This window comes from Hanstruepera ponticola (assembly GCF_002940745.1).
Lineage (GTDB): Bacteria > Bacteroidota > Bacteroidia > Flavobacteriales > Flavobacteriaceae > Hanstruepera > Hanstruepera ponticola.
The window spans coordinates 485273-508004 of the sequence record NZ_POTB01000001.1 but is presented as its reverse complement, the minus strand read 5'-3'; the positions used below and the strand labels follow the sequence as shown (position 1 = coordinate 508004).

Here is a 22732-nt window from a genome sequence, read left to right as displayed (position 1 = left end):
TGTTATTCCCAAGGGCCAGCCTTGGTAATGGTATCAAATTGTTTACCATTAAAACGGAATAAGCCTTTCCAACCGCCAAACCAAAACCGGTTTTTATTATCGCGCATAATGATAATAATACCTGAAGAACCCAATCTAGAATCCATGTTAAAATTGGAAAATGTGTTACCATCATAGCGATAAACACCCTGATGTTCCATAGCAAACCAAATAGAACCATCGGTATCTTCATAAAATGCTGAAGCTTCCTCACCTTTAATCAGCCCTTCTTGGGTGAGGTTTTTGAAGGTTTTACCATCATATACACTGACGCCTCCAAACATGGTGCCTATCCAAATGTTACCAGAACGATCCTCAAATATATTGGAAATGGTATTATCGCATAACCCATCAGCTTTGGTGTAATGTGTAAAGTTTTCACCATCATATTTACAAATGCCATAGCCATCTGTACCAAACCATAAGTTACCCTGATTGTCTTCTATAATGCTGGTAATTCGGTTATAGGAAATGAGAGCATTTGGATTTGACACATCAGATTTAGGTATGGTAAACGTCGAAAATGTGTGGCCATCAAATTGACTGATACCTTCCGAAGTACCAATCCAAATAATGCCATCTGTAGTTTTGGTCATACACCAAATTTCATTATGAACCAATCCGTCAGTGGTGGTTAAAAAAGAAAAGCTATCGTCTTCAGGATGATATTGTGAGATGCCTTGAGAGGTTCCAAAATAAACAGTACCATTGTTTTCAACAACTGCTGCCGATACGCGACTATCACCGAAGCCTTTTTCCGTGGTAAAATATGTCAAGCCCTCACCATCATAGCGTAAAACGCCATAATGATTGGTGCCAAACCAGAGATTTCCGTTTGAGTCTTCGTTTATGGTGCGAATCCAATGCGCCAATTGTCCTTCGTAAAATAAGGGCACGAAAGTATCATTGGGAATATCCGTACTATCGGGTTTTGCACTTGCTGAAAATAAATAATCAGAATTGGGTTCTGTTTTGGTGGGTTGGTCTTTGGAATCAACCTGACTTTTTTGACCATTACAGGAGATGGTTGCCCATGCTAAAACTAACCATAAAAGAGATTGTGTACGGCTCATAAATACTTTTTTCAAAAGTAATCTAAAGGTTTGTGACAGAAACTTTTCAAGTGTCAAAAAAGTGTCAAATAAAAAAAAATGTAAAGAAAGCATTGTAATTTATAATATTTGTTGAATTAGCTTTTTAAATATAGCTGTTCAAAAAAGAAATTAACTGGCTAACGGCCTTTCCACGATGACCAATCTTGTTTTTTTCTTCAAGTATCATTTGAGCAAAGGTTTTATTGAAGCCTTCAGCTTTAAATATAGGATCATAACCAAAGCCTTCTTTACCTGACTTTCTTAAAGTAATTTCACCTTTACAAATCCCAGTGAAGGTTTGTATTTGTCCGTTGAGATGTAAAGCTATGACAGTTTTAAATTGCGCATTCCTGTTGTTTGAACCTTGAAGCGCAGTGAGAAGTTTATTCATGTTGTCATCAGCATTTCTCTGTTCACCTGCATAACGCGCTGAAAACACGCCTGGTTTACCATTTAAGGCTTCAACTTCCAGACCCGTATCATCTGCAAAACAATCATAACCATACTGTTTTTTTATATATTCGGCTTTTTGAATGGCATTGCCTTCAATGGTGTTTTGGGTTTCTGGAATATCTTCTAAACAGTTAATGTCTTTTAGGCTTAATAGTGCTATGTGATCTGGAATTAGTTTTTCAACTTCTTTGAGTTTATTTAAATTATTGGTAGCGAAAACAAGTTGCATATTAGTTGAATTAATGTAATTTTAGCTTTTAACAAGGTTGATAAAATAAAACGTATCAAATTTAGTTGTTTAAAGTTACATGATTCAAAGAATTTCGTTACTTATTGTTTTTTTATTTGTCACAATAATTGGGCAAGCACAAGAAGAAGAAAAAAAAAGCTCATCTGGTTTTTTTAAAATAATAGATTCGCTATTTATAGATCATGATTTAAGTAATTATTCTGCTCGTATATTTTCAAACTATAAAGTGAAGCAATTTCGCATTTTAAACGATGATTACAGGTCTCGTTATGTGCCAAACAATAAGTCTGGTGTAGGGTTTGGTGTGGCTAATAGTAAGTTGCTGATTGATATTGCCTTCAATATTAAATCAGGAAATAAACAGGCTACTGACAGGTTTGATGCGCAGGGGAGTTTAATTATTGGAAAGCATAATTACGTTAGTTTTTATCTACAAACCTATAATGGGTTCAATATTCGTAATAATTTTGATGAGCCAGATGTTTTCAGGAAAGATATAAAGTCGTCAACCGTTGGTTTTAACTACCTCTATACATTTTCAGAAATAGAATTTTCGTATGCACTGTTAAAAGCTGGATTACCAACCAAAAAAAAGAAGGTGCATATTTCTGGAGGAGTGGGAACATTTGCTGTGTTTGATTCATTTAAATCAGATGGTAATATTTTGACAGAAAACGGTGAGCAATATTTTAATGATGAAGCCGCAATTGAGAAATACAGTGGTAGAGCTGTTGGGATACTGGGAGGTTTTTTGTCACAGTTTGTAATTACTGATAGATTTATTGCAACCTGCAATTTAATGCCTGGAATAGCATTGATGAACAAAAAGGTACAGTTAGAGAATGGTAGCTACAGACCATCGAACCCTATGTTGTATAAACTTGATGTTTCGTTAGCATTGGCATATAATGTAAAAAGATTCTATGTTAATCTAATTTATGGAACAGGAATCTATTCAACCAATTTAGATTTTGATAATAAATACTTATTTAATTTATCCATGGGCAAATTGGCGATAGGATATAAATTGAAAGTGAAAAAATAATTCATAATTAATTGATAAATCAATGCTAACCAAACTCGGCGAAAAATTCACACATTTGTTTTTAAAGTATATGCCAGATGCTTTTGTATTTGCTATTCTTTTAACAATCATAACTGGTGTTACGTCATTTTTTTGGTTAGAGGCCAATCCACTTGACATAATTGTTGCTTGGTACGACGGTTTTTTTGATTTATTAGCCTTTGGAATGCAAATAGTCTTAATTGTAATCACAGGCTTCTGTATCGCATTGTCTCCTGTAATAAATAATGGCATTGATAAACTAACCAACTTTATAAAAACACCCAGACAGGTTTATTTTTTTGTACTTGTTATTGGTTCGTTACTAACATTAGTCAGTTTTGGTTGGGTAGTTATTACCTGCGTATTAGCTAGAGAATTAGCGTTACGTGTAAAAGGTGTTAATTACCCCTTTTTAATTGCGTGTGTTTATTTTTCTAATGGTAGTTGGGTAACCGGCTTATCTAGCTCTATTCCATTGTTATTAAATACTCAAGATAATTATTTAATTAATGCAGGGATATTAAATACAACCATTCCTACATCATACACCTTGGGCTCCACACTTAATATTGCCATGATAATCTTGATTGTAGTTATTGCTCCGATTTTGTTTTTAATGTTTATGCCAAAAACTAAAAAGCCAAAAGAACTAAAAGATTTAATTCATTCTAATAATCAATTTGACGAATGTACAATTAAGCAAGAAGCTGAAAGTTATAAGCTTCCTATAAAAGCAGTTTCTGACACCTTGAATAACAGCATGATTTTACAATATTTAATTGTTGTTATGGGCTTTGTTTATATAGTCTATCATTTCGTAAATAAGGGGTTTAGTTTAGATTTTAATATTATGATTTTCATTTTTATTATTATTGGATTGCTTTTGCATAAAACACCCATGCGCTACGTTGTTGCTATGAAGCGTTCCAGTAAGAACATATCTGGAATTTTATTTCAATATCCATTTTATGCTGGTATTATGGGGATTATGTTATATACAGGTTTGGGAAATAAACTTGCAGAAATTTTTGCAACTGTTGCCACTATAGATAATTACCCTTTTTATGCTTATCTCACTGGCGGATTTGTAAATTTTGCAATCCCTTCTGCTGGAGGAGAATTTGCAGTAGTGGCACCTAGTATTATTAATGCAGTAAAAGAAATAGGTTTTGGGTTACAGCCCAATGAAATTACAGCTATGATTTCTAGAGCTTCGTTATCTGTTGCCTATGGAGAAAGTTTAAGTAATTTGCTTCAACCTTTTTTCTTATTGCTTGTTTTTCCAATTATGGGAGCTGGTGTTAATTTACAAGCTAGAGATGTTATGGGTTATTTAGTTTTACCATTTTTAACATTTTTTGTAATTCAATCACTTATGGTTATGTATATTCCTCTTTAATAAATAATTGTATATCTTTATGGGAATCAACCAACTACATTATGCCTGACTTTCAATCACCAATTGAAGCTTTTCTATACTGGGAAGCAAAAGCGCCTCAAAATATTTTTCTTAAACAACCACTTAATGGCACAATAAAAACCCATACTTATGCCGAAGCAGGTATTGAAGCCAGAAAGATTGCTTCTGCATTACTTGCTTTTGGTTTACCTGAGAAAAGTCATGTAGCATTACTATCCAAAAATTGTTCGCATTGGGTCATTGCTGATATAGCCATTATGATGGCAGGTTTTGTATCAATACCTATTTATCCTACTTTAAACGATAAATCCATCCAACAAATTTTAGAACACAGCGAATCAAAAGCCATTATTGTTGGTAAACTAGACGACTTTAACTCCCAAAAATCTGGTATTCCTAATATGCCTATTATTTCAGTAGGATTATATGGTGAGCATGATGGAAATAACTGGGAGAAGTTACTAGAAGCTCATCAACCACTTCAGGATGTAAATATTCCAAAGCGTGATGATCTACATACCATTATTTATACGTCTGGCACAACAGGAAACCCTAAAGGGGTTATGCACACAGTCAATAATTTTGCTGTGAGCTCAAACACTTTCAAAAAAGTCATGAAGCTTCCGCAACATGTGCGACTGTTTTCATATTTACCATTGGCGCATGTTGCAGAAAGAGCACTTTGCAATGCAGGTTTGACTTTAGGAGCATCAATTTCTTTTTTTGATACAATGGATACCTATGCTAAAGATCTAGAGGATACCCAACCACATGTATTTTTTGCAGTACCCAGAATATGGACAAAATTCAGGGAAAAGATACTGGATTCCATGCCTCAAAAGAAATTAAGCGTGTTGTTAAGTATACCTATTTTAAATTCTATTGTTAAGAAAAAGCTTAAAAAGAAATTGGGATTAAATGAAGCTATATTCATTGTGTCAGCTGCCGCACCTATTGCATCAAGTTTGGTTAAGTGGTATAAAAAACTGGGAATTACCATTCATCAAGGTTATGGTATGACTGAAGATTGTTGTGTGTCACATTTTAATGTTCCCGGTGAAAGTAAAATTGGCACAGTTGGCAAAACTTTAATAGGAGCGAAAGCAAAATTATCGCCTGAAGGAGAGATTTGCATAAAAAATAATTGCTTAATGATTGGTTATTATAAATCCCCAGAAGCTACTGCCGAAATTTTTGATGAAGAAGGTTATTTAAAAACTGGTGATATTGGTGAGTTTGATCACGATGGCTTTTTAACTATTACTGGCCGAGTAAAGGATCAATTTAAAACAGACAAAGGAAAGTATATTTCGCCTTCACATATGGAGCTTTTAATGTCTGCTAATACAGATATTGAGCAAATTTGTATTGTTGGGACTGGTATTCCTCAACCTATAGCATTGGTAACTTTGTCTGAACTAGGTAAACTAAAATCCCATGAGCAATTAATAGCTAGTCTTGTTGAAACTGTTGAATCAATGAATCCAGCACTAGAAAAGCATGAAAAAATAGAGAAAGTAATTGTTATGAAAGAAGACTGGAATGTGGACAACGGATTAACTACACCAAGTCTAAAAGTAAAGCGTAATGCTATTGAAAAAATCCATCAGGAATTTTATAAACAATGGTTTGAAAGTTCTGAAAGCGTAATTTTTGAATAAATGAAGATTGTTTGTTTAGGAGATAGCCTAACTGAAACTTATGGGATTGACCAGAAAAAGGGTTGGGTAAACTTGTTGAGAAAAGAATTAAATGCTGAAATCATAAATGCTGGAATTTGTGGTGACACTACAAATGGTATGTTGGCACGATGCGAACAGTTAATCTTCAAGCATAAACCAAGTCATCTCATTATACTGGGAGGAACTAATGATTTATGGTATGGTCTTAAAAAAGAGTATATTATTTCTAATTTACAAGCTATTACAAGTCAAGCGAAATATCATGAGGTTGTTCCTGTAGTAGGTTTGCCTACGCTGTCATACAATTTAGAGGAATTGAATGCTGCACAAGAAAATTATTCAGAATCAATCAATAGCTTTAGGAAAGCCTTATTACAATACTGTATAGATCAGGATAAAATTTGTATTGATTTTTCTAAAAACATGAAAAAAGAACATTTTTTAGAAGATGGGTTGCACCCAAATGAGTTGGGTCAGAAAGTGATGTTTCAAAATGCATTGACTGTGTTAAAAATGATTAAATAAATATGACAAAAGTCATTAGAGATTAAAGGAATCTGCAGTAATTTTAATTTGTAAAAATAATAAACTATGACAATCAATATTCAATACGTTAATATGTTAACTAGTGAGGCGATGAATGCCTACGTGACAGATAAATTAGAAAAATTAGGAAAAAAGTATGACTGGGTTATTAGTGCTCAAGTTCATTTTGAAGTTATCAATGATCCTAAAGGAAAAGGTAAGATTTGTAAGATGGAATTGAGTTTGCCAGGTCCAAGAATATTTGCTACTTCAAATGAAGAAAACTATGAGAGTGCTGTAAAAGAAACCATCAAAGACCTAGAGAAACAGTTAAAAAAACGAAAACACCAATTTTCTTCGCATTAAAACATTTTGAAAAATTTTGATGTGAAAATTCATACAAGATTATAAAGAACTATCAATAATTGTTAACAAAAAGTTAATTTATTGATAGTTTTTTTATACATTAAGCACATCATCAGTCAATTACGGTTCTCAAGCCAAAACTTTTTAAGTTTAACCAACCATCAAATAATTATGAGAAATCGTGTTGTAAATATGTCAACAATCTTAATGCTAGCGTTAGCTACATTTGCAATGATTAAATTAATAATATTCTTTATTGGTTTTTTTAGTAGGGTAGGAATTGATGTATCAGCCATGGCTAATTTAGGATAATTAGTCTTTACCTATCTATGATGATAGGGTTCATTTTTTAATATTGTGAAGGCTCTGTAGAGCTGTTCCACAATAAACAGACGTATCATTTGGTGTGAGAATGTCATTTTGGATAATGACAACTTGCCTTGCGCTTTATTATATACTTCTTCAGAAAACCCGTATGGTCCACCAATTACAAAAATAAGTTGCTTAATTCCAGAATTCATATGTTTTTGAAGGTATTGTGAAAAAACAACTGAATCCATTTGTTTGCCATTTTCATCTAACAGAATGAGTATGTCAGTTGGATTGATTCGCAATAAAATCAATTCGCCTTCTTTTTGTTTTTGCTGTATTGCAGAAAGATTTTTGGCTTTTTTTAAATCTGGAATAATTTCGAAATCAAATTTTATATAATGACCTAGTCGTTTTTGATAATCAGCTATTAATGTCTGAAGCTGTTTGTTGTCGGTTTTGCCTATGGCTAAAAGTTTAATAGTCATACACAAATTTAAACTTTTCAAATTATTTTTAAATACAATAAAAGATGATTACTAAATATTACTATTCATTCTAACTATACGGATGATGTGAGAGCATTTTTTATTATTAATAGCATATAATCTTGTGGTAAATGACTTAAAAAATCAAAAAGCAATTACTATTTTAGCTGTAAACAATTTATTATGATTAGTAAGGAGCAATTTGATAAAGAAATAGCTGGTATCATATCCAATGCTATACGAGAAGATGTTGGTGATGGTGACCACAGTTCGTTAGCTTGTATTCCTCATACTGCTCAAGGAAAAGCAAAATTGTTGGTTAAAGACAAAGGTGTCATTGCTGGTGTTGAATTTGCAAAAATGGTGTTTGAGTATATTGATAGTGATTTACAGGTTGAAACTATAATTAATGATGGTTCCACGGTAAAGTATGGCGATATTGTATTTTATGTATCAGGTTCGTCACAATCAATTCTAAAAGCTGAAAGATTGGTTTTAAATGCTATGCAACGAATGAGTGCTATTGCAACAAAAACCAAACAGTTTGTTGACTTGCTAGAAGGTACAGGAACCCAAATATTAGATACTAGAAAAACAACTCCAGGTATTCGTGCATTAGAAAAATGGGCTGTAAAAATTGGAGGAGGTCAGAATCATAGATTCGCACTTTATGATATGATAATGCTAAAGGATAATCATATTGATTTTGCTGGAGGTATTACTAAAGCCATTGATAAGACCAAACAATATTTAAAGGATAATCAAAAAGATTTAAAGATTATAGTAGAGGCCAGAAACTTGAGTGAAATCCAAGAAATACTTGAATCTGAAGGGGTTTATAGAATTCTCATTGATAATTTTAATTATGAGGATACCAAAAAAGCAGTTGCTATGATTGGTAATCAATGTCTTACTGAAAGTTCAGGTGGAATTACAGAAAAAACGATTAGAAAATATGCTGAATGCGGTGTTGATTATATTTCTTCAGGAGCCTTGACGCATTCTGTTTATAATATGGATTTGAGCTTAAAAGCAGTGTGATAATGACGAAACCTATTGAGGATAAATTAGATAAAATTCCAATAATCAACCTGCTAATCAGACTTTTTAAACAAATTAAATTGCCTGCTTTAGAAGGCTTATCTTTATATGATTTACTGGAGCTTTATACAATAGGTGTTGTAAGAGGTGCTTTAACAACGCGAGCTAGTGCTATTGCCTTTAGTTTTTTTACAGCTTTGTTTCCTTTTTTATTGTTTATTCTTATCATTATTCCATTCATTCCTATTGATGATTTCAAAATTGAATTTTTGAAATTTCTAGATTCTTTTTTACCGCCAAGCACATCAGATTTTTTTGCAACAAATATTTTTGAGAATATTGATAAAACGGAACGAGGAGGCCTGATATCTTCTGTATTCTTTATTTCTCTCATATTAATGGCCAATGGTATTAGTGCTGTGTTTTCTGGTTTTGAAAGTTCTTATCATGAGCAGTTGACAAGAAATATTTTAAAACAATATTTATATGCTTTAGGTGTGGCTCTTATATTGGCTTTTTTGTTATTACTCACTGTGGCCGTATTTGGGTATTTTCAAATATACATTATGGGCAATTTAGAAACGCATGGCATTGTGGATGAAGAAGCTACAATTGGTTGGATTATTGCTGCTAAATATGTTTTTTTTGTGATTATGGTCTATGTGGCGACAGCAACTTTATATTATTTTGGAACAAAGGAAGGTAAACAATCAAAATTCTTTTCAATAGGTGCATTGTTTACTACATTTTTAATAATACTCAATTCTTATTTATTTGGAATTTACATTGAAAATTTTTCAAAATACAATGAATTATATGGCTCTATTGGTGCTTTGTTAATATTGCTTTTCTATTTATGGTTAAACTCCAATATTTTGTTATTAGGTTATGAATTGAATGCCTCCTTAAACCGATTACGCAAATTAAATTCAGGTATTTATGGGTAGGTATTTCGTGTTCTTTTTATTATTCAGCATCAAAGTCAATTCACAAGACATATTTGGGAAATGGCGAACGATTGATGATCAGACCCATGAGCCAAAATCTATTGTTGAAGTTTATAAGGAGAATGGAAAGGTGTATGGTAAAATAATTGACATTTACAGTGAATCTGATAAAAATGCATTGTGTAAAAAATGTCAAGGCGATGACTATAATCAACCTGTTGTGGGTTTGGTTATTATCAAGGCCTTGACAAAAGACGGGAAGTATTATAAAGACGGAACTATTTTTGACCCTGAAAGCGGAAAAAATTATACCTGTCGCATAGCATTAAATGATGATAACCAAGACATTCTTGAAGTTCGAGGTTATATATCCTTTTTATACAAAACACAATATTGGGAACGAATAGAGGATTAGAGACTTATGTTAAATTTTATTGATGTTATACTGCCTATTCCGTTACCAAACTTCTTTACGTATAGTATTACTATAGCAGAAGCCGATTTTTTAAAACCTGGTATGCGTGTATCTGTGCCCTTTGGTAAATCCAAAATTTATACGGCTCTTGTTCATGAAGTTCATAGCAGACCACCTGTATTATATGAAGCTAAAGAGATTCATCAGATTTTAGATGATGAACCTCTGATAACTGAAAAACAATTTGATCTTTGGAAATGGCTTGCTAGCTACTACATGTGTACTTTGGGTGACGTTATGCGTGCTGCATTGCCTAATGCTTTTATTCTTGAAAGCGAAACAATTATTTACAGAAATACTTCACTAACCATTAACGATTCTGAATTAGAGGATGATGAATTTATGGTTTACGAAGCTTTACATCATCAATCATCACTAACCATACAGGATATTACGAGTATTATTGATAAAAAAAATGCGTTACCAGTAATTAAGCGCCTTTTAGATAAAGAGGTTATTTTAGTAAAAGAAGAGGTTTATGCTAAATATAAACCCAAATTGGTAAGATACGTTCAGTTGGACAAGCAATACGCAGCTGATCAAAAATTAAATGAGTTATTAGAATCTTTAAGTCGAGCGCCAAAACAACGTCAAGTAATCATGACACTTTTTTCTATTTCGGCAAAATCTAAATCACCAATAAAAGTTTCAGAATTAATTGAAGAAAGTGATGCATCAAGTGCCATTATAAAATCTTTGATAGATAAACATATTTTAGAGGAACATTTTATCCAAACCGATAGAATTGAATATGATGATGATAGCGAAACTCCTAACTTGAAATTAAGCGAAGATCAAAATAATGCTTTAAATGATGTTGTTCAAAAATTTGATAATCAAGATGTTGTGCTGCTTCATGGTGTTACGTCTTCAGGGAAAACAGAAATATATATCAAACTCATTCAAAGTGTTTTAAACAAAAATAAGCAGGCCTTATATTTGTTACCAGAAATAGCTTTGACTACACAATTGGTACAACGCTTACAGGGTTATTTTGGAGAAAAGGTAGCTGTTTATCATTCTAAATATTCCAGTAACGAGCGCGTTGAGGTCTGGAAACAGGTTTTGCAAAATTCTACTAAAGCACAAGTTATTATAGGAGCACGTTCGGCGGTGTTATTACCATTTCAAGATTTAGGTTTGGTAATTGTTGATGAAGAGCATGAGCAGTCTTATAAGCAATTTGATCCTGCACCACGCTATCATGCAAGAGATACTGCTATTGTATTGGCGAACATTTTTAAAATCAAAACCCTTTTAGGATCAGCTACACCTAATTTAGAGAGTTATTATAATGTGCAGCAAGGGAAATATGGTATGGTTGAATTAAATACGCGATATAATGATGTTTTGATGCCAGATATTGAGCTAGTTGATTTAAAAGACAAGCACAAGCGAAAACGTATGAAAGGGCATTTCAGTGATAGATTGATTGCTGAAATGACCGATACATTGAAAAATGGTTTTCAAATTATTCTGTTTCAAAACAGACGAGGATTCTCACCAATTGTTGAGTGCCAAACGTGTGGACATTCACCACAATGTCCTAACTGTGATGTTAGTTTAACTTATCATCAATACAGAGATCAATTACGTTGTCATTATTGTGGCTTTAACACCATCATGATGAAATCTTGTGAAGCTTGCGGAACATCAAATTTGGATACTAAAGGTTTTGGCACCCAGCAAGTAGAGAAGGAGGTGAGTGATTTATTTCCAGATTACAAAGTAGCTAGAATGGATTTAGATACAACACGTGGTAAATACGGCTATGAAAAGATAATTGATGCCTTTCAGCATGGAGAAGTTGATGTTTTAGTTGGTACGCAAATGCTTACTAAAGGCCTTGATTTCAGGAATGTTAAGCTTGTTGGCGTTATGAATGCCGATAATATGCTGAATTTCCCTGATTTTAGAGCTCACGAGCGGAGTTTCCAATTATTATTGCAAGTTTCTGGTAGAGCCGGAAGAACTAAAGAACGCGGAAAAGTTTTAATACAAACCTATAATCCCTTCCATAAAATATTACAACAGGTCTCTAATAATAATTATTTGGAGATGTATCATGAACAAATGGATGATAGGCATAATTTTAAATATCCACCTATATACAGGTTAATTAAAATCACATTAAAGCATCGGGATTATAACAAGGTCAATACAGGAGCCGATTGGTTTGCAAAATCACTTCGCAATGTTTTTAAGCAAGGTGTTTTAGGTCCTGAATTTCCACCTGTTTCAAGAATACGAAATCAGTATCACAAAAATATTTTAGTTAAAATACCTAAAACCCAATCATTACCAAAAACAAAAGAAGCTATTATTAAAATTAATAACAGCTTCTCAAGTGTAAAAGATTTTAGGGCTATAAGAGTAGTTTTAAATGTCGATAACTATTAAATATTATTTAAAGCGTCAACAAGTTGGGTTTTCTTATTCCTACTCAAAGGAATTTCGTAAGTTCCAACTTCAACATTCTTACTATTAAATCTATCTACTTTGTCTAAATTCACAATATAAGATTTGTGAATTCTCAAAAACTTACCTTCTGGTAGTTCGTGTTCAAAAGCTTTCATGGTTGAAAGAACCACTAAACTAGTTTCTTCAGTAACAAGTTTTACATAATCTCCAAGGGCTTCAATCCACTTGATGTCTTTAATGTAAACTTTTCGTTTTTTCAGGTTACTCTTCACAAAAATGTGTTCACCTTCTGTTTCATTGAAGTCTAGTTTAAGCTTGTGTTGTTCTACAGCTTTATCTACAGCTGTATTAAAACGTTCTCTTGTGATAGGTTTGTGCAAATAGTCAGTAGCATCGTAATTAAATGCTTTAAAGGCATATTCGGTTTTACCTGTCACAAAAATAATTTGGGGTTTGTTGTTTAGGACGTCAAGCAATTCGAAACCATTTAAAACAGGCATTTCAATATCCAAGAAGATTAAATCTACTTTGTGGGTATTGAGTCCGTTTTTAGTCTCCAACGCACTATTGTACTCAGCTATTAAATTAAGTGAAGGATGATTTTCAATTAACTTTACAATTGAGAGACGTTGTATCGCTGAGTCGTCAACTACTACACAGTTTAATGTCATAACATTTGTTTTATTTCGGTTAAGATATCGACAATAGTACAAAAAATTCGGTTAAAAACCAAAAAACATCGTTAAAAGGTTCTTTTTAACATAATTTTAACATATTCAAATCATCGAATAATAATGTTGGGATTATGTTGTAATATAAGCAAAAAATAGTTATTTTTGCACCCATTTTTAACTATAAATTAGATTTTTATGAATCATTATGAAACTGTTTTCATCTTAAATCCCGTTTTATCTGAAGATCAGATAAAGGAAACAGTAAAGAAATACGAAGATTTTCTTGTTTCTAACGGAGCGAAGATGGTAGCCAAAGAAGATTGGGGCTTAAAGAAATTAGCTTACCCAATTCAAAACAAAAAAAGTGGTTTTTATCACTTATTTGAGTACACTGTACCAGGAGAAGTTATCAATCAGTTAGAAGTTGAGTTTAGACGTGATGAGCGTTTTATGCGTTACTTAACTGTTACTCTAGACAAGCATGCGATTTCTTGGGCAGAGAGAAGAAGAGAAAAACTTAAACAAAAAGCGTAATTATGTCATCTATAGAACAACAAGCAAAAGGAAAGAAAGATGGAGAGATCAGATATCTTACTCCATTAAACATAGATACCAATAAAACGAAAAAATATTGTCGTTTTAAAAAGTCTGGAATTAAGTATGTAGATTATAAAGATGCTGATTGGTTATTAAACTTTGTAAACGAACAAGGAAAAATTTTACCAAGACGTTTAACAGGAACTTCTTTAAAATATCAAAGAAAAGTATCTGTAGCTGTTAAAAGAGCACGTCATTTAGCATTAATGCCATACGTGGCCGATTTATTAAAATAAAATTATCATAACAATGGAACTTATATTAAAACAAGACGTTGAAAATTTAGGATTTAAAGACGATGTTGTAACGGTTAAGAACGGTTATGGTAGAAACTTTTTAATTCCTCAAGGACAAGCCGTTTTAGCTACAGCTTCTGCCAAAAAAGTATTAGCAGAAAACTTAAAGCAACGTGCTTTTAAAGAAAAGAAAGTAATAGAAGATGCTCAAAAAGTAGCTGAAGCTATTAAAGGACTAGATTTAAAAATTACTGCAAAAGCAACTGAAGGTGCTTCTGCTGGTGATAAATTATTTGGTTCGGTAACAAAATTAGATTTAGTTGAAGCTTTTGAAAAAGAAGGACACACTGTTGACAAGAAATTTGTTAGTATTACTGGTGGTAATATTAAGCGTTTAGGTCAGTACAATGCTGTTATTCGTCTGCATAGAGAAGTAACTGTAGAATTACCATTCGAGGTTATTGCTCAAGCTTAAACCATATATATCATATAAAAAGCCTCAACCTAGTTGGGGCTTTTTTTTTAAAGTTTTTTAAAGATGAAATATTCAAGACTTACTAAAGAACAGTTTGAAGAACTACATAAGGAATTTATTAATTTTTTGGCTACACAATCAATCACAGCCGATGAATGGACTGAAATCAAGAAAAATAAACCAGAAGTTGCTGAACAAGAATTAGATGTTTTTAGCGATTTGGTTTGGGAAGGTGTCTTATCTAAAGTTGAGTATGTTGAACATATTTCGCCACAGCAAATACATTTATTTTATTTAAATGAAACCAATATGCATGTTATAGGAATTCAGTTGAAAAATGCAATTGATTTGACTACAACTGATGGTTTTAACTGGCTTCGTGATAATTTAATGGATGATGATGTGGAGTTCATGCAAGCTAAAAAAGACTATTCAGATGACAGACATTTGGATAAGTTTAAACTAATACAGCAAGGAGGCGCAATTACTAAAGGCGAATTATTTCAATATTTTGATAAGTTGATTAATTAGCAAGATTGTCTATTCGAGCGCAGTCAAGAACTATTTTTTTAATAGTTTTGTTTATAAGTACTAACTTAAATGAGATTCTCACTTTCGTGAGAAGTTAACATGGCACAAAAACCAAGCATTCCAAAAGGCACACGCGATTTTAATCCAGAGCAGGTTGCTAAACGCAACTATATATTTACTATAATACAAAGCCAATTTGAAAAATTTGGATTTCAACCTATTGAAACACCAAGTTTTGAAAACTCTGAAACCCTCATGGGTAAATATGGCGATGAAGGGGATAGGTTGATTTTTAAAATATTGAATTCTGGGGACTACTTAAGTAAAGTAGAAAATAGCTTATTTAAAGAAAAAGATTCAAACAAAATTACTCCAATTATTTCCGAAAAAGCCTTGCGTTATGACTTAACTGTGCCTTTTGCACGTTATGTTGTACAACATCAAAATGAGATTGAATTTCCATTTAAACGTTACCAAATGCAACCTGTTTGGCGTGCAGATAGACCGCAAAAGGGTCGTTTAAGAGAGTTTTATCAATGTGATGCCGATGTTGTTGGGTCAACGTCGTTGTGGCAAGAGGTTGAGCTAGTGCAATTATATGACGCTGTTTTCACGGCTTTAGGATTAAATGGAACTACAATAAAAATAAATAACCGTAAAATCCTCTCAGGAATTGCTGAAGTTATTGGCGCAAGTGATAAGTTAATTGACTTTACAGTAGCGCTGGATAAACTTGATAAAATAGGAGAGGAGAAGGTAAAACAAGAAATGCTAGACAAAGGTATTTCGCAATCTGGTATTGAGAGATTGCAGCCATTGTTTACCTTATCAGGAGATTTTGGCTCTCAAATAAAAGAACTCAAGGCTATTCTAAACGCTTCTGAAGACGGTAAGAAAGGCATTGAGGAATTAGAGTTTATAGATAACGCTATTTCAGAATTAGGCCTTCAAACAGCCAGACTACAGCTAGATGTTACACTCGCTAGAGGATTAAACTATTATACTGGTGCTATTTTTGAAGTGTCTGCTCCAGAAGGTGTCAATATGGGTTCTATTGGCGGAGGAGGTCGTTATGATGATTTAACTGGAATCTTTGGTATGAAAGATATCAGCGGTGTTGGTATTAGCTTTGGGTTAGACAGAATTTATCTAGTTCTTGAAGAATTGGATTTATTTCCTGTAACCGTCAATAAAAATATCGATGTACTTTTTATAAACTTTGGAGATAAAGAAGCCTTATATAGTTTAAAAGCTATTAAAATACTGCGTAACAAGGGCTTTAATGTGGAACTGTATCCTGATGCTGCTAAAATGAAAAAGCAAATGAATCATGCCAATAAGAGGAACATTCCTTTTGTTGTTTTAGTAGGAGAACAGGAAATGTCTAAAGATGCTTTTACTTTAAAAAATATGATTTCGGGTGAACAATCTGAAGTTACTTTAGATACTTTAATTTCAACATTGACATAAAAAAAGAGTCCCGAATACATTCGGGACTCAATTAAAGCACGGTTATGGCTATAGTAGATTTGGGACTACTGTTTAGGACTATTTAACCAGTACTTTTTTCGTGATTGCAGTACCATCTTTTGTTTCTAGATTAATAATATACGTTCCAGTACTTAATGGTCTAGTTTTTATTTCAATATGATCTCTGGATTCAACAGAATTTGAGTTAATCAAACTTTGGCCAAGAACATCAAACAATTGGATGTTTGAGATCTCAATTAGTTTAGGGTTTTGAATCATAATACTATTTTGAGTATTGTTGTAAAAGACATTCAACGAACTACTTAAAGCATTGTCTTCAGTACTTAATGGTTGATCGTAATCAAATGTAAGTTCAAAACGATTTAAATATTCGCCAATCGGCAAGTAGATTTCATAAGCACTCGTTCTGATATTATGATAATAATCTAATTCTTTATCGTGAACATATATTTGAACATCGTCTGGAACATTCTCCAAGTTATCAATTGTAATGTTGTTTAAACCGTCAACACTAGTATGTAATCCTAAAGGGATGATAGTTTCAGAGTTAAAATTATTTATAGCCTGAATAACGAACTTCCTGTCATTAATCATCCAATACATGTCGTCATTGATGTTTTCAATAAGTGGTGCTTCAAAACCTAAATCAAAGTCTTCCGTGGCATTGTCATCTGCACCCACCAAAAGAGGTCTATGATAACCACCAGCAGAATTAAACATAAGTGTTATTTTAGCTCTCTCATCTATAGTTGGTTCAGATGTTCTTTGCGAAGAATTTCTGAAAAATATAGAGCTACCTGAAGATTCAGTGCTAAATACTCTTTGACTATTCTTAAATATTACAGTTCCACCAGTAACGGTAGTGGTAGTATCATCGGTATCATTATCTAATGTAGCATTTACAAAGAACCCTTGGTTAACTGGAATATACCTTTGTGGTGTCACTATTGACACGTTATTATTATTGTTAATTCTAGTATCATTAGAAACAGCTTTAACACCACCCATTAATGTGTAAGTACCATAACCACCAACATATTCTGATAAGATATGCGTTCCTCCAGAAAAATGATCCCAGAAATATAAAGCACCATTAATAATGTTGCTAGCAGCTCTTCCACCACTATCATTGATGTTATCTAAAATAAATTCATTAGCATCAATCGCTGATGGATATGGGTTACCAATTAACCTGTTGTTGCCTAAACCTACATTTAAGGTTATATCACCATTATTAGGTTTCCCTCTAAATATATAGTTTTGATAGCTTAATCCAGATTCTCCAGATGAGCCTTTCATAGTAAAACCTTCTCCGGGCAATAAAGATGAATGTTCATCAATTTGTGTCCATGAGTCATAGTCATCATCCGTACCATTAAATTTCCATAACCAATATTGGCTTAATGTTATTGGGCTAGTTACTGTACCGTCAGCAGCATTGTAAGCAGGTTGGAAGTTTATCACTTCTGGCGAATCGGTATCAGTACCATCACTCATAGAACTTGCCAATGAGAAGTTTGTATTGGTACTATTAATTCCAATACCTTTTGTGCCTAATCCTGTGCCTATTGGCCCAACAGATGATGTCCAATAATTATATGAGTAGCTGTCTCCAGTACCTTGTTGGTCGCGTTCAATATAGCCGCCACTATCTGCATCTAAAATACTGCCTTCATCCTGAAGCAGTTGAGACTCTCCAACTAAATCAATATTTCCATCAAGCTCTAAATAATGAGTTACTCTTAAGCTTTGTCCAGAATTAGTTTCATCTTGATCGTCGCTTGGATCAGCAATTGTCAGAGTTGTTCCAGTTGTTTCTGTAATTAAACCTCTTACTGTAAGGTCTTTGTTTCCAGAAGTAACATTATGTGATGTTACAACAATGTTCCAATCAATAGGAGTGCCATCTACACCATTTGAATTTGGGTAATTCCAAACGGAGTTACCATAGGTCCAAGGTGTTGCTCCAGATGTATCTGTCCAAGTTCCATTTCTTACTGTTGTGTAAGGCATTGGAGCTGTTTGTGGTTCAGTGGTTGTAATGTTTTTAGGGTTACCGTGGAAGGTGTTATTGGATCTATCTTCAGAAGTGTTTGATGTCATTGGGTAATATCCTTTAAGGTTTGCCCATAACAACCCACCAGAAATATCAATTGGTATGATTTTACCTCTAACAGCTGTTGAATTTTGTTCAATTTCCTGATTCATCATTTCACGAATTTGAGTAGCCGATAATCCAACATTCCAGATACGGACTTCGTCTATAAAACCGTTGAAGTGATGTATTGGAGTACTAGGAGAACTACTATCGTGCATTGCTCCAATAAAAAACTTGTAACTCGTGTTTGAAGGAGGGCTTGATGGTGTTGAATTTCCTACTTCAATTCCGTCTATATATATTTTGGCGGTTGTTCCGTCAAAAGTTGCAGCTACATGATGCCATTTATTGTTTGTTATTGGGTCAGATGAAGTTAGATTTGCGATTGTATTACCAGAATCATCAAACCATCTTAAGATAACATGGTTGGTATTTGTGATTCCTAAATGATATCCTCTTTTGTTCGTTGTTTTAGCATCTCTTTTGGAAATAATGGTACCTAAAGGTTTAGTGACTTCTTGCAATATCCAAGCTTCTAATGAAAAAGGATGTGGTAAATCATGATTGTCTCCAATATCTATATAATCATTTAATCCATCAAAATCAATTGATGATGTTGTTGCTCTCCAATCACGATCATATCCACCATCAACAATAGGGTGTGAGGTTGGTTGTAATGATGTGTTTGTTGCTATTGGGCTGGAAGTATTGTTGTCAAAGCCATCATCAAGACCATCATTGTCAGAATCTACTCCAATAAATATTCCTGTGCCAGCACTTGGCGAATCACTTCCATTAATAACACCATCACCATTGGTGTCATGACCTTCAATAATATCATTTTCTTCATGGTCGTCTGAATCAAGATCTAAATAATCTGGAGTTCCATCATAATCTGTATCAACAGGTATGAGACCACTGCCGCCGAAACTACCTGAATTATCAAAAATATTTAAAACACCATCATTATCTGTATCGGTTGCTGTATATGTTATATATGCTGTTGTTGCTTGAGCTTCAGTGTTATCAGTTATCCCATCATCATCTGAATCAATATCCATAAAGTTTGGGTATCCAGTTCCATCAAGATTTGCGTTGGGATAAGAGTTTGGAAAACCGTCTGCATCAGTATCTGATCCAGTTATTAATCGACTGCTTACACCATCATAACTATCATGATAACCATCAAGATTAATGTCAGTAAAACCATCTATCTGGCCATTGCCATCTGTATCTGCTTCACCGATTTCAATTATGTCAGCTATACCATCATTATCACTGTCTAAATCTCTACTGTTGTAAACACCATCGTTATCAAAATCAATAAAAGGTTCAAGTTTTGTTGTTTCGTAAGTATTGTATTTTGACGCGTCATTATCTACAATATCGGCTAAACCATCCTTATCATTATCAGTTAAATCATCAACAATACCATCTCCGTTAATATCGGTTCCGCCAGATTCAACTAAATCAGGAATACCATCATTGTCACTATCTGAATCATGATAATCTTCAACACCATCACCATCTGTATCTAAATTACAATATTCAATTCCGGCAATACGAATGGAAGAACCAATAGGTTGATCCACTATGAAGTCAATTTTACTTACTCGTACATTTGGGAAATAAAAATAAGCCGTACCGTATTGGTCACTATCAATATCTTCTCCATCATTATTTGTAGATCCACCGTTTGTAGAGTCGGTTACTGTATTACCAGTTTGTTGGATATAAGATCCTAAATAGTATATGTTTACGTTAGTGATTAAATCGATTAGGTTGTTAGAATCGTCATATGCATTTACTGTATAGGTTTCATCTTCGTCAAAATCAATTAATCTAAAGGTTAAATTGTCTACAGGATCTGCAAAATCTAAAGTAAGCGTTCCAGCAGTTCCAGGTCCTTTTGTTCTTATTGACCATCCATGGTCACCTGCATCATAACTTGTAATGTCTGTAAAAGTGCCTGTATAACTATAGTCTATAGTGTTTCCATCGTCTAATGTTTGAGTAAATGGAAAGTTGCTTAAAAGTGATTCTTCAGAACCAGCTCCATATGGGTCCGAATTTAAATCTTCTAATTGTCCTGAATGACAGCCTTCTAATTGATCCGTTAATCCATCATTATCATCATCAGAATCTTTATAATCTGCTATATCATCTAAATCATTATCCGGTTTTGTTGGTGGAACAAAAATATAATCATTACTAGTGTACATAAAGAAGTCAAAACTTATATCTGAACTTGAAGCACTTGCTTGATGTATTTCAACAGCTATTTCATTTGTTCCAACATTTAAAATGTTTGCAACATTCAATGATATAAAATTATTAAGGTCACTTCCAACTCCTGCTGCGTATGTATTATATAAAATAGTGCCAGTTGGCATGTTGTCTCTCCATACTTCGGTACCATTTATATATACAACCATACCGTCGTCAACAACAGCATTCATATTAAGTGTTGTATTCGCAACGTCTGAGGCCGTAGCAGTAAACGAGCGTCTAAAATAGGTCGTAGGGTACTTGTTACTAGCATCTGGACCATAGGATACTACAGTAACTTCATCGCCATCACCATACCCTAATTGTGCATTACCAGAAGCCCAAGGTACTGTATTGTAAGCATTACTGGTTTGCCAAGCTGTTCCTTGATCAGATCCATCATCTAAATAACTCCAAACACCACCTGGAGGTATTAAGTAGCTTGTGCCGCTAACATCAAAAGTATAAGGGTTTTCATCACTATCATTAGATGGAATGCTAACCGTGTCAGTTAGTATTCCAGATGAACTAGGTGTAAATCTAACAACAAAAGTTGAAGATCCTCCCGGAATAATAGGTGAGGTTGGTTGTGTTTGTATTGTAAAATCTGAACCAGATGCTGTAGTGACAGCACTAGGAATGGTTAGTGCTAAAGTACCTGTATTTTGAATAGTAAATGTTCTGTCAAAAAATCCTCCTGCATTCACATTTCCAAAATCAGTGTGATCTGTTGCTGAAGTTACGGTTTGCCCTGAAACAATATCAGTTGTATTACCTTGTACGTTAATTTCTGGTTGAGGTGTTACACCAACACCTTGAACAGTGAAAGTATAATTTGGTTCATCAGAATCATTATTTGTAATATTTACTGTTGATGTTTTGGTCCCTATTGTAAGTGGATTAAAGGTAACAGTAAATGTAGTTGAGTTTCCTGGCGCTATTGAACTAGACATTCCAGTGGTGTCTAATGTAAAATCAGTTGTATTACTCAATACCACTAAGGGCAATGGTGCTAATGTTAAATTACAAGTACCATTATTTTGAATAACATATGTAGTGGCTCCTGAACTTCCTCCAACACCAATACTTCCAAAATCTGTACTGTTTGTAACTGATGGACTATCCGTACTAAAATCACTAATAGGCACCAAGCTGATGTCCACAATATCAGCCTCTGGGGTTATAGTGGCCGAAATTCGGTAAGTCCAAACATTATCACCGCCATCATTACTGGCATTACTAGCTATAATAACATCTGATGTATAAGTAATACCACATCCTGATGCAGTTAAAGAAATTGTAAATGGAACAGGTGTGTCATTCTTTCTAATAGTGTTGTCAGCCAAAGGCGAACTAATAGTAAAATCAGTTGCATTAGATAATGTAATACTGCTAACAGTTAAGGTTGTATTACCACTATTTTGTATATTATCAATAGAAAATACGCGTGAGGTTGTTGCCGCAAAATCGGTATGATCGGCAGCAGCTGGAGTTAAATCATTATCTGAAATATAGGAACCGTTTCCTATAACTCCTATCTGTTGTGAAAAGACATGTCCATTAATCAAAAGAAAAAGACATGCGAAAAAAAGCTTGTTTAGAGTAGTTAATTGTCTCATAAGCGGTTAATTTTAGTTTGGGACTAATTATTAAGGTACAAACATATGTGTTTATTCCATGAAATGCAAAAAAAATCGATGAAATGCATTAATGTATTTTAAATTACTGAATATCAACAAGTTAAAAAACATTAACTATTTAATTTTTAATTGATTTCTAATTTGTA

The 22732-nt window shown here is 33.4% G+C and carries 19 protein-coding genes; 14 read left to right on the top strand and 5 right to left on the bottom strand.

The window, feature by feature from the left end; translation table 11 throughout:
* Positions 1 to 2: 2 nt before the first annotated feature.
* Together C1S72_RS02210 and C1S72_RS02205 are read right to left on the bottom strand one after the other, a co-directional pair.
* Complete coding sequence (locus C1S72_RS02210) at positions 3 to 1112, bottom strand: ligand-binding sensor domain-containing protein (protein ID WP_162919900.1); 1110 nt, start codon at positions 1110 to 1112, stop codon at positions 3 to 5.
* 124 nt (positions 1113 to 1236) lie between these two features.
* On the bottom strand, positions 1237 to 1815 hold the full coding sequence (locus tag C1S72_RS02205; RefSeq protein ID WP_104734042.1) for a non-canonical purine NTP diphosphatase: 579 nt from the start codon (positions 1813 to 1815) through the stop codon (positions 1237 to 1239).
* A 79-nt stretch (positions 1816 to 1894) separates the two neighbouring features.
* Here C1S72_RS02205 and C1S72_RS02200 point away from each other — a divergent pair, with 79 nt between their 5' ends.
* The 5 genes from C1S72_RS02200 (at position 1895) to hpf (ending at position 6895) form a co-directional block, all read left to right on the top strand.
* Entirely contained in the window at positions 1895 to 2881 is a 987-nt protein-coding gene (locus C1S72_RS02200) for a DUF4421 family protein (RefSeq protein WP_104734041.1), read from the top strand.
* A gap of 22 nt (positions 2882 to 2903) precedes the next feature.
* Positions 2904 to 4301, top strand: coding sequence for a short-chain fatty acid transporter (locus C1S72_RS02195; RefSeq protein ID WP_104734040.1), 1398 nt, complete (start codon positions 2904 to 2906; stop codon positions 4299 to 4301).
* A 41-nt stretch (positions 4302 to 4342) separates the two neighbouring features.
* Entirely contained in the window at positions 4343 to 5983 is a 1641-nt protein-coding gene (locus C1S72_RS02190; RefSeq protein WP_104734039.1) for an AMP-binding protein, read from the top strand.
* Complete coding sequence (locus C1S72_RS02185; RefSeq protein WP_104734038.1) at positions 5984 to 6529, top strand: GDSL-type esterase/lipase family protein; 546 nt, start codon at positions 5984 to 5986, stop codon at positions 6527 to 6529.
* Between the two features lie 66 nt (positions 6530 to 6595).
* Positions 6596 to 6895, top strand: a complete 300-nt coding sequence (gene hpf / locus C1S72_RS02180) for a ribosome hibernation-promoting factor, HPF/YfiA family (RefSeq protein ID WP_104734037.1) — start codon at positions 6596 to 6598, stop codon at positions 6893 to 6895.
* Between the two features lie 323 nt (positions 6896 to 7218).
* On the opposite strand, the gene rlmH is transcribed toward hpf, so the two are convergent.
* Positions 7219 to 7692, bottom strand: a complete 474-nt coding sequence (rlmH, locus tag C1S72_RS02175; RefSeq protein ID WP_104734036.1) for a 23S rRNA (pseudouridine(1915)-N(3))-methyltransferase RlmH — start codon at positions 7690 to 7692, stop codon at positions 7219 to 7221.
* Between the two features lie 183 nt (positions 7693 to 7875).
* On the opposite strand from rlmH, the gene nadC reads away from it, so the two are divergent.
* From nadC to priA, 4 genes are read left to right on the top strand one after another with little or no spacing between them, the layout of a single operon-like run.
* Positions 7876 to 8733: a carboxylating nicotinate-nucleotide diphosphorylase gene (nadC, locus tag C1S72_RS02170; protein WP_104734035.1), complete on the top strand. Its 858-nt coding sequence runs from the start codon at positions 7876 to 7878 to the stop codon at positions 8731 to 8733.
* A 2-nt stretch (positions 8734 to 8735) separates the two neighbouring features.
* Positions 8736 to 9680: a YihY/virulence factor BrkB family protein gene (locus C1S72_RS02165; RefSeq protein WP_104734034.1), complete on the top strand. Its 945-nt coding sequence runs from the start codon at positions 8736 to 8738 to the stop codon at positions 9678 to 9680.
* Complete coding sequence (locus C1S72_RS02160) at positions 9673 to 10095, top strand: DUF2147 domain-containing protein (RefSeq protein WP_104734033.1); 423 nt, start codon at positions 9673 to 9675, stop codon at positions 10093 to 10095. Before C1S72_RS02165 ends, C1S72_RS02160 begins: the two co-directional genes overlap by 8 nt.
* Before the next feature lie 6 nt (positions 10096 to 10101).
* Positions 10102 to 12555 carry a replication restart helicase PriA gene (priA, locus tag C1S72_RS02155; RefSeq protein WP_104734032.1) on the top strand — a complete coding sequence of 818 codons (2454 nt, stop codon included), beginning with the start codon at positions 10102 to 10104 and terminating at the stop codon, positions 12553 to 12555.
* On the opposite strand, the gene C1S72_RS02150 is transcribed toward priA, so the two are convergent.
* Complete coding sequence (locus tag C1S72_RS02150; protein WP_104734031.1) at positions 12552 to 13247, bottom strand: LytR/AlgR family response regulator transcription factor; 696 nt, start codon at positions 13245 to 13247, stop codon at positions 12552 to 12554. The genes priA and C1S72_RS02150 overlap by 4 nt on opposite strands.
* Before the next feature lie 198 nt (positions 13248 to 13445).
* Between C1S72_RS02150 and rpsF the strand changes: the two genes are divergently transcribed.
* The 5 genes from rpsF to hisS all read left to right on the top strand — a co-directional run bounded on the left by rpsF (position 13446) and on the right by hisS (position 16559).
* The gene (gene rpsF, locus C1S72_RS02145) at positions 13446 to 13784 is read left to right on the top strand and encodes a 30S ribosomal protein S6 (protein WP_103052634.1); all 339 of its coding nucleotides are present in this window, start codon (positions 13446 to 13448) and stop codon (positions 13782 to 13784) included.
* Positions 13785 to 13786: 2 nt separating this feature from the next.
* The gene (rpsR, locus tag C1S72_RS02140) at positions 13787 to 14083 is read left to right on the top strand and encodes a 30S ribosomal protein S18 (protein ID WP_104734030.1); all 297 of its coding nucleotides are present in this window, start codon (positions 13787 to 13789) and stop codon (positions 14081 to 14083) included.
* Positions 14084 to 14096: 13 nt separating this feature from the next.
* Entirely contained in the window at positions 14097 to 14558 is a 462-nt protein-coding gene (gene rplI / locus C1S72_RS02135; RefSeq protein WP_104734029.1) for a 50S ribosomal protein L9, read from the top strand.
* Positions 14559 to 14621: 63 nt separating this feature from the next.
* Positions 14622 to 15089 (top strand): DUF6495 family protein, encoded by a 468-nt coding sequence (locus C1S72_RS02130; protein ID WP_104734028.1) that lies wholly within the window; start codon positions 14622 to 14624, stop codon positions 15087 to 15089.
* 99 nt (positions 15090 to 15188) lie between these two features.
* Positions 15189 to 16559 (top strand): histidine--tRNA ligase, encoded by a 1371-nt coding sequence (gene hisS / locus C1S72_RS02125; protein WP_104734027.1) that lies wholly within the window; start codon positions 15189 to 15191, stop codon positions 16557 to 16559.
* A 78-nt stretch (positions 16560 to 16637) separates the two neighbouring features.
* Here hisS and C1S72_RS02120 read toward each other — a convergent pair whose 3' ends face one another.
* Positions 16638 to 22565, bottom strand: a complete 5928-nt coding sequence (locus C1S72_RS02120) for a choice-of-anchor D domain-containing protein (protein WP_104734026.1) — start codon at positions 22563 to 22565, stop codon at positions 16638 to 16640.
* Between the last annotated feature and the right edge of the window lie 167 nt (positions 22566 to 22732).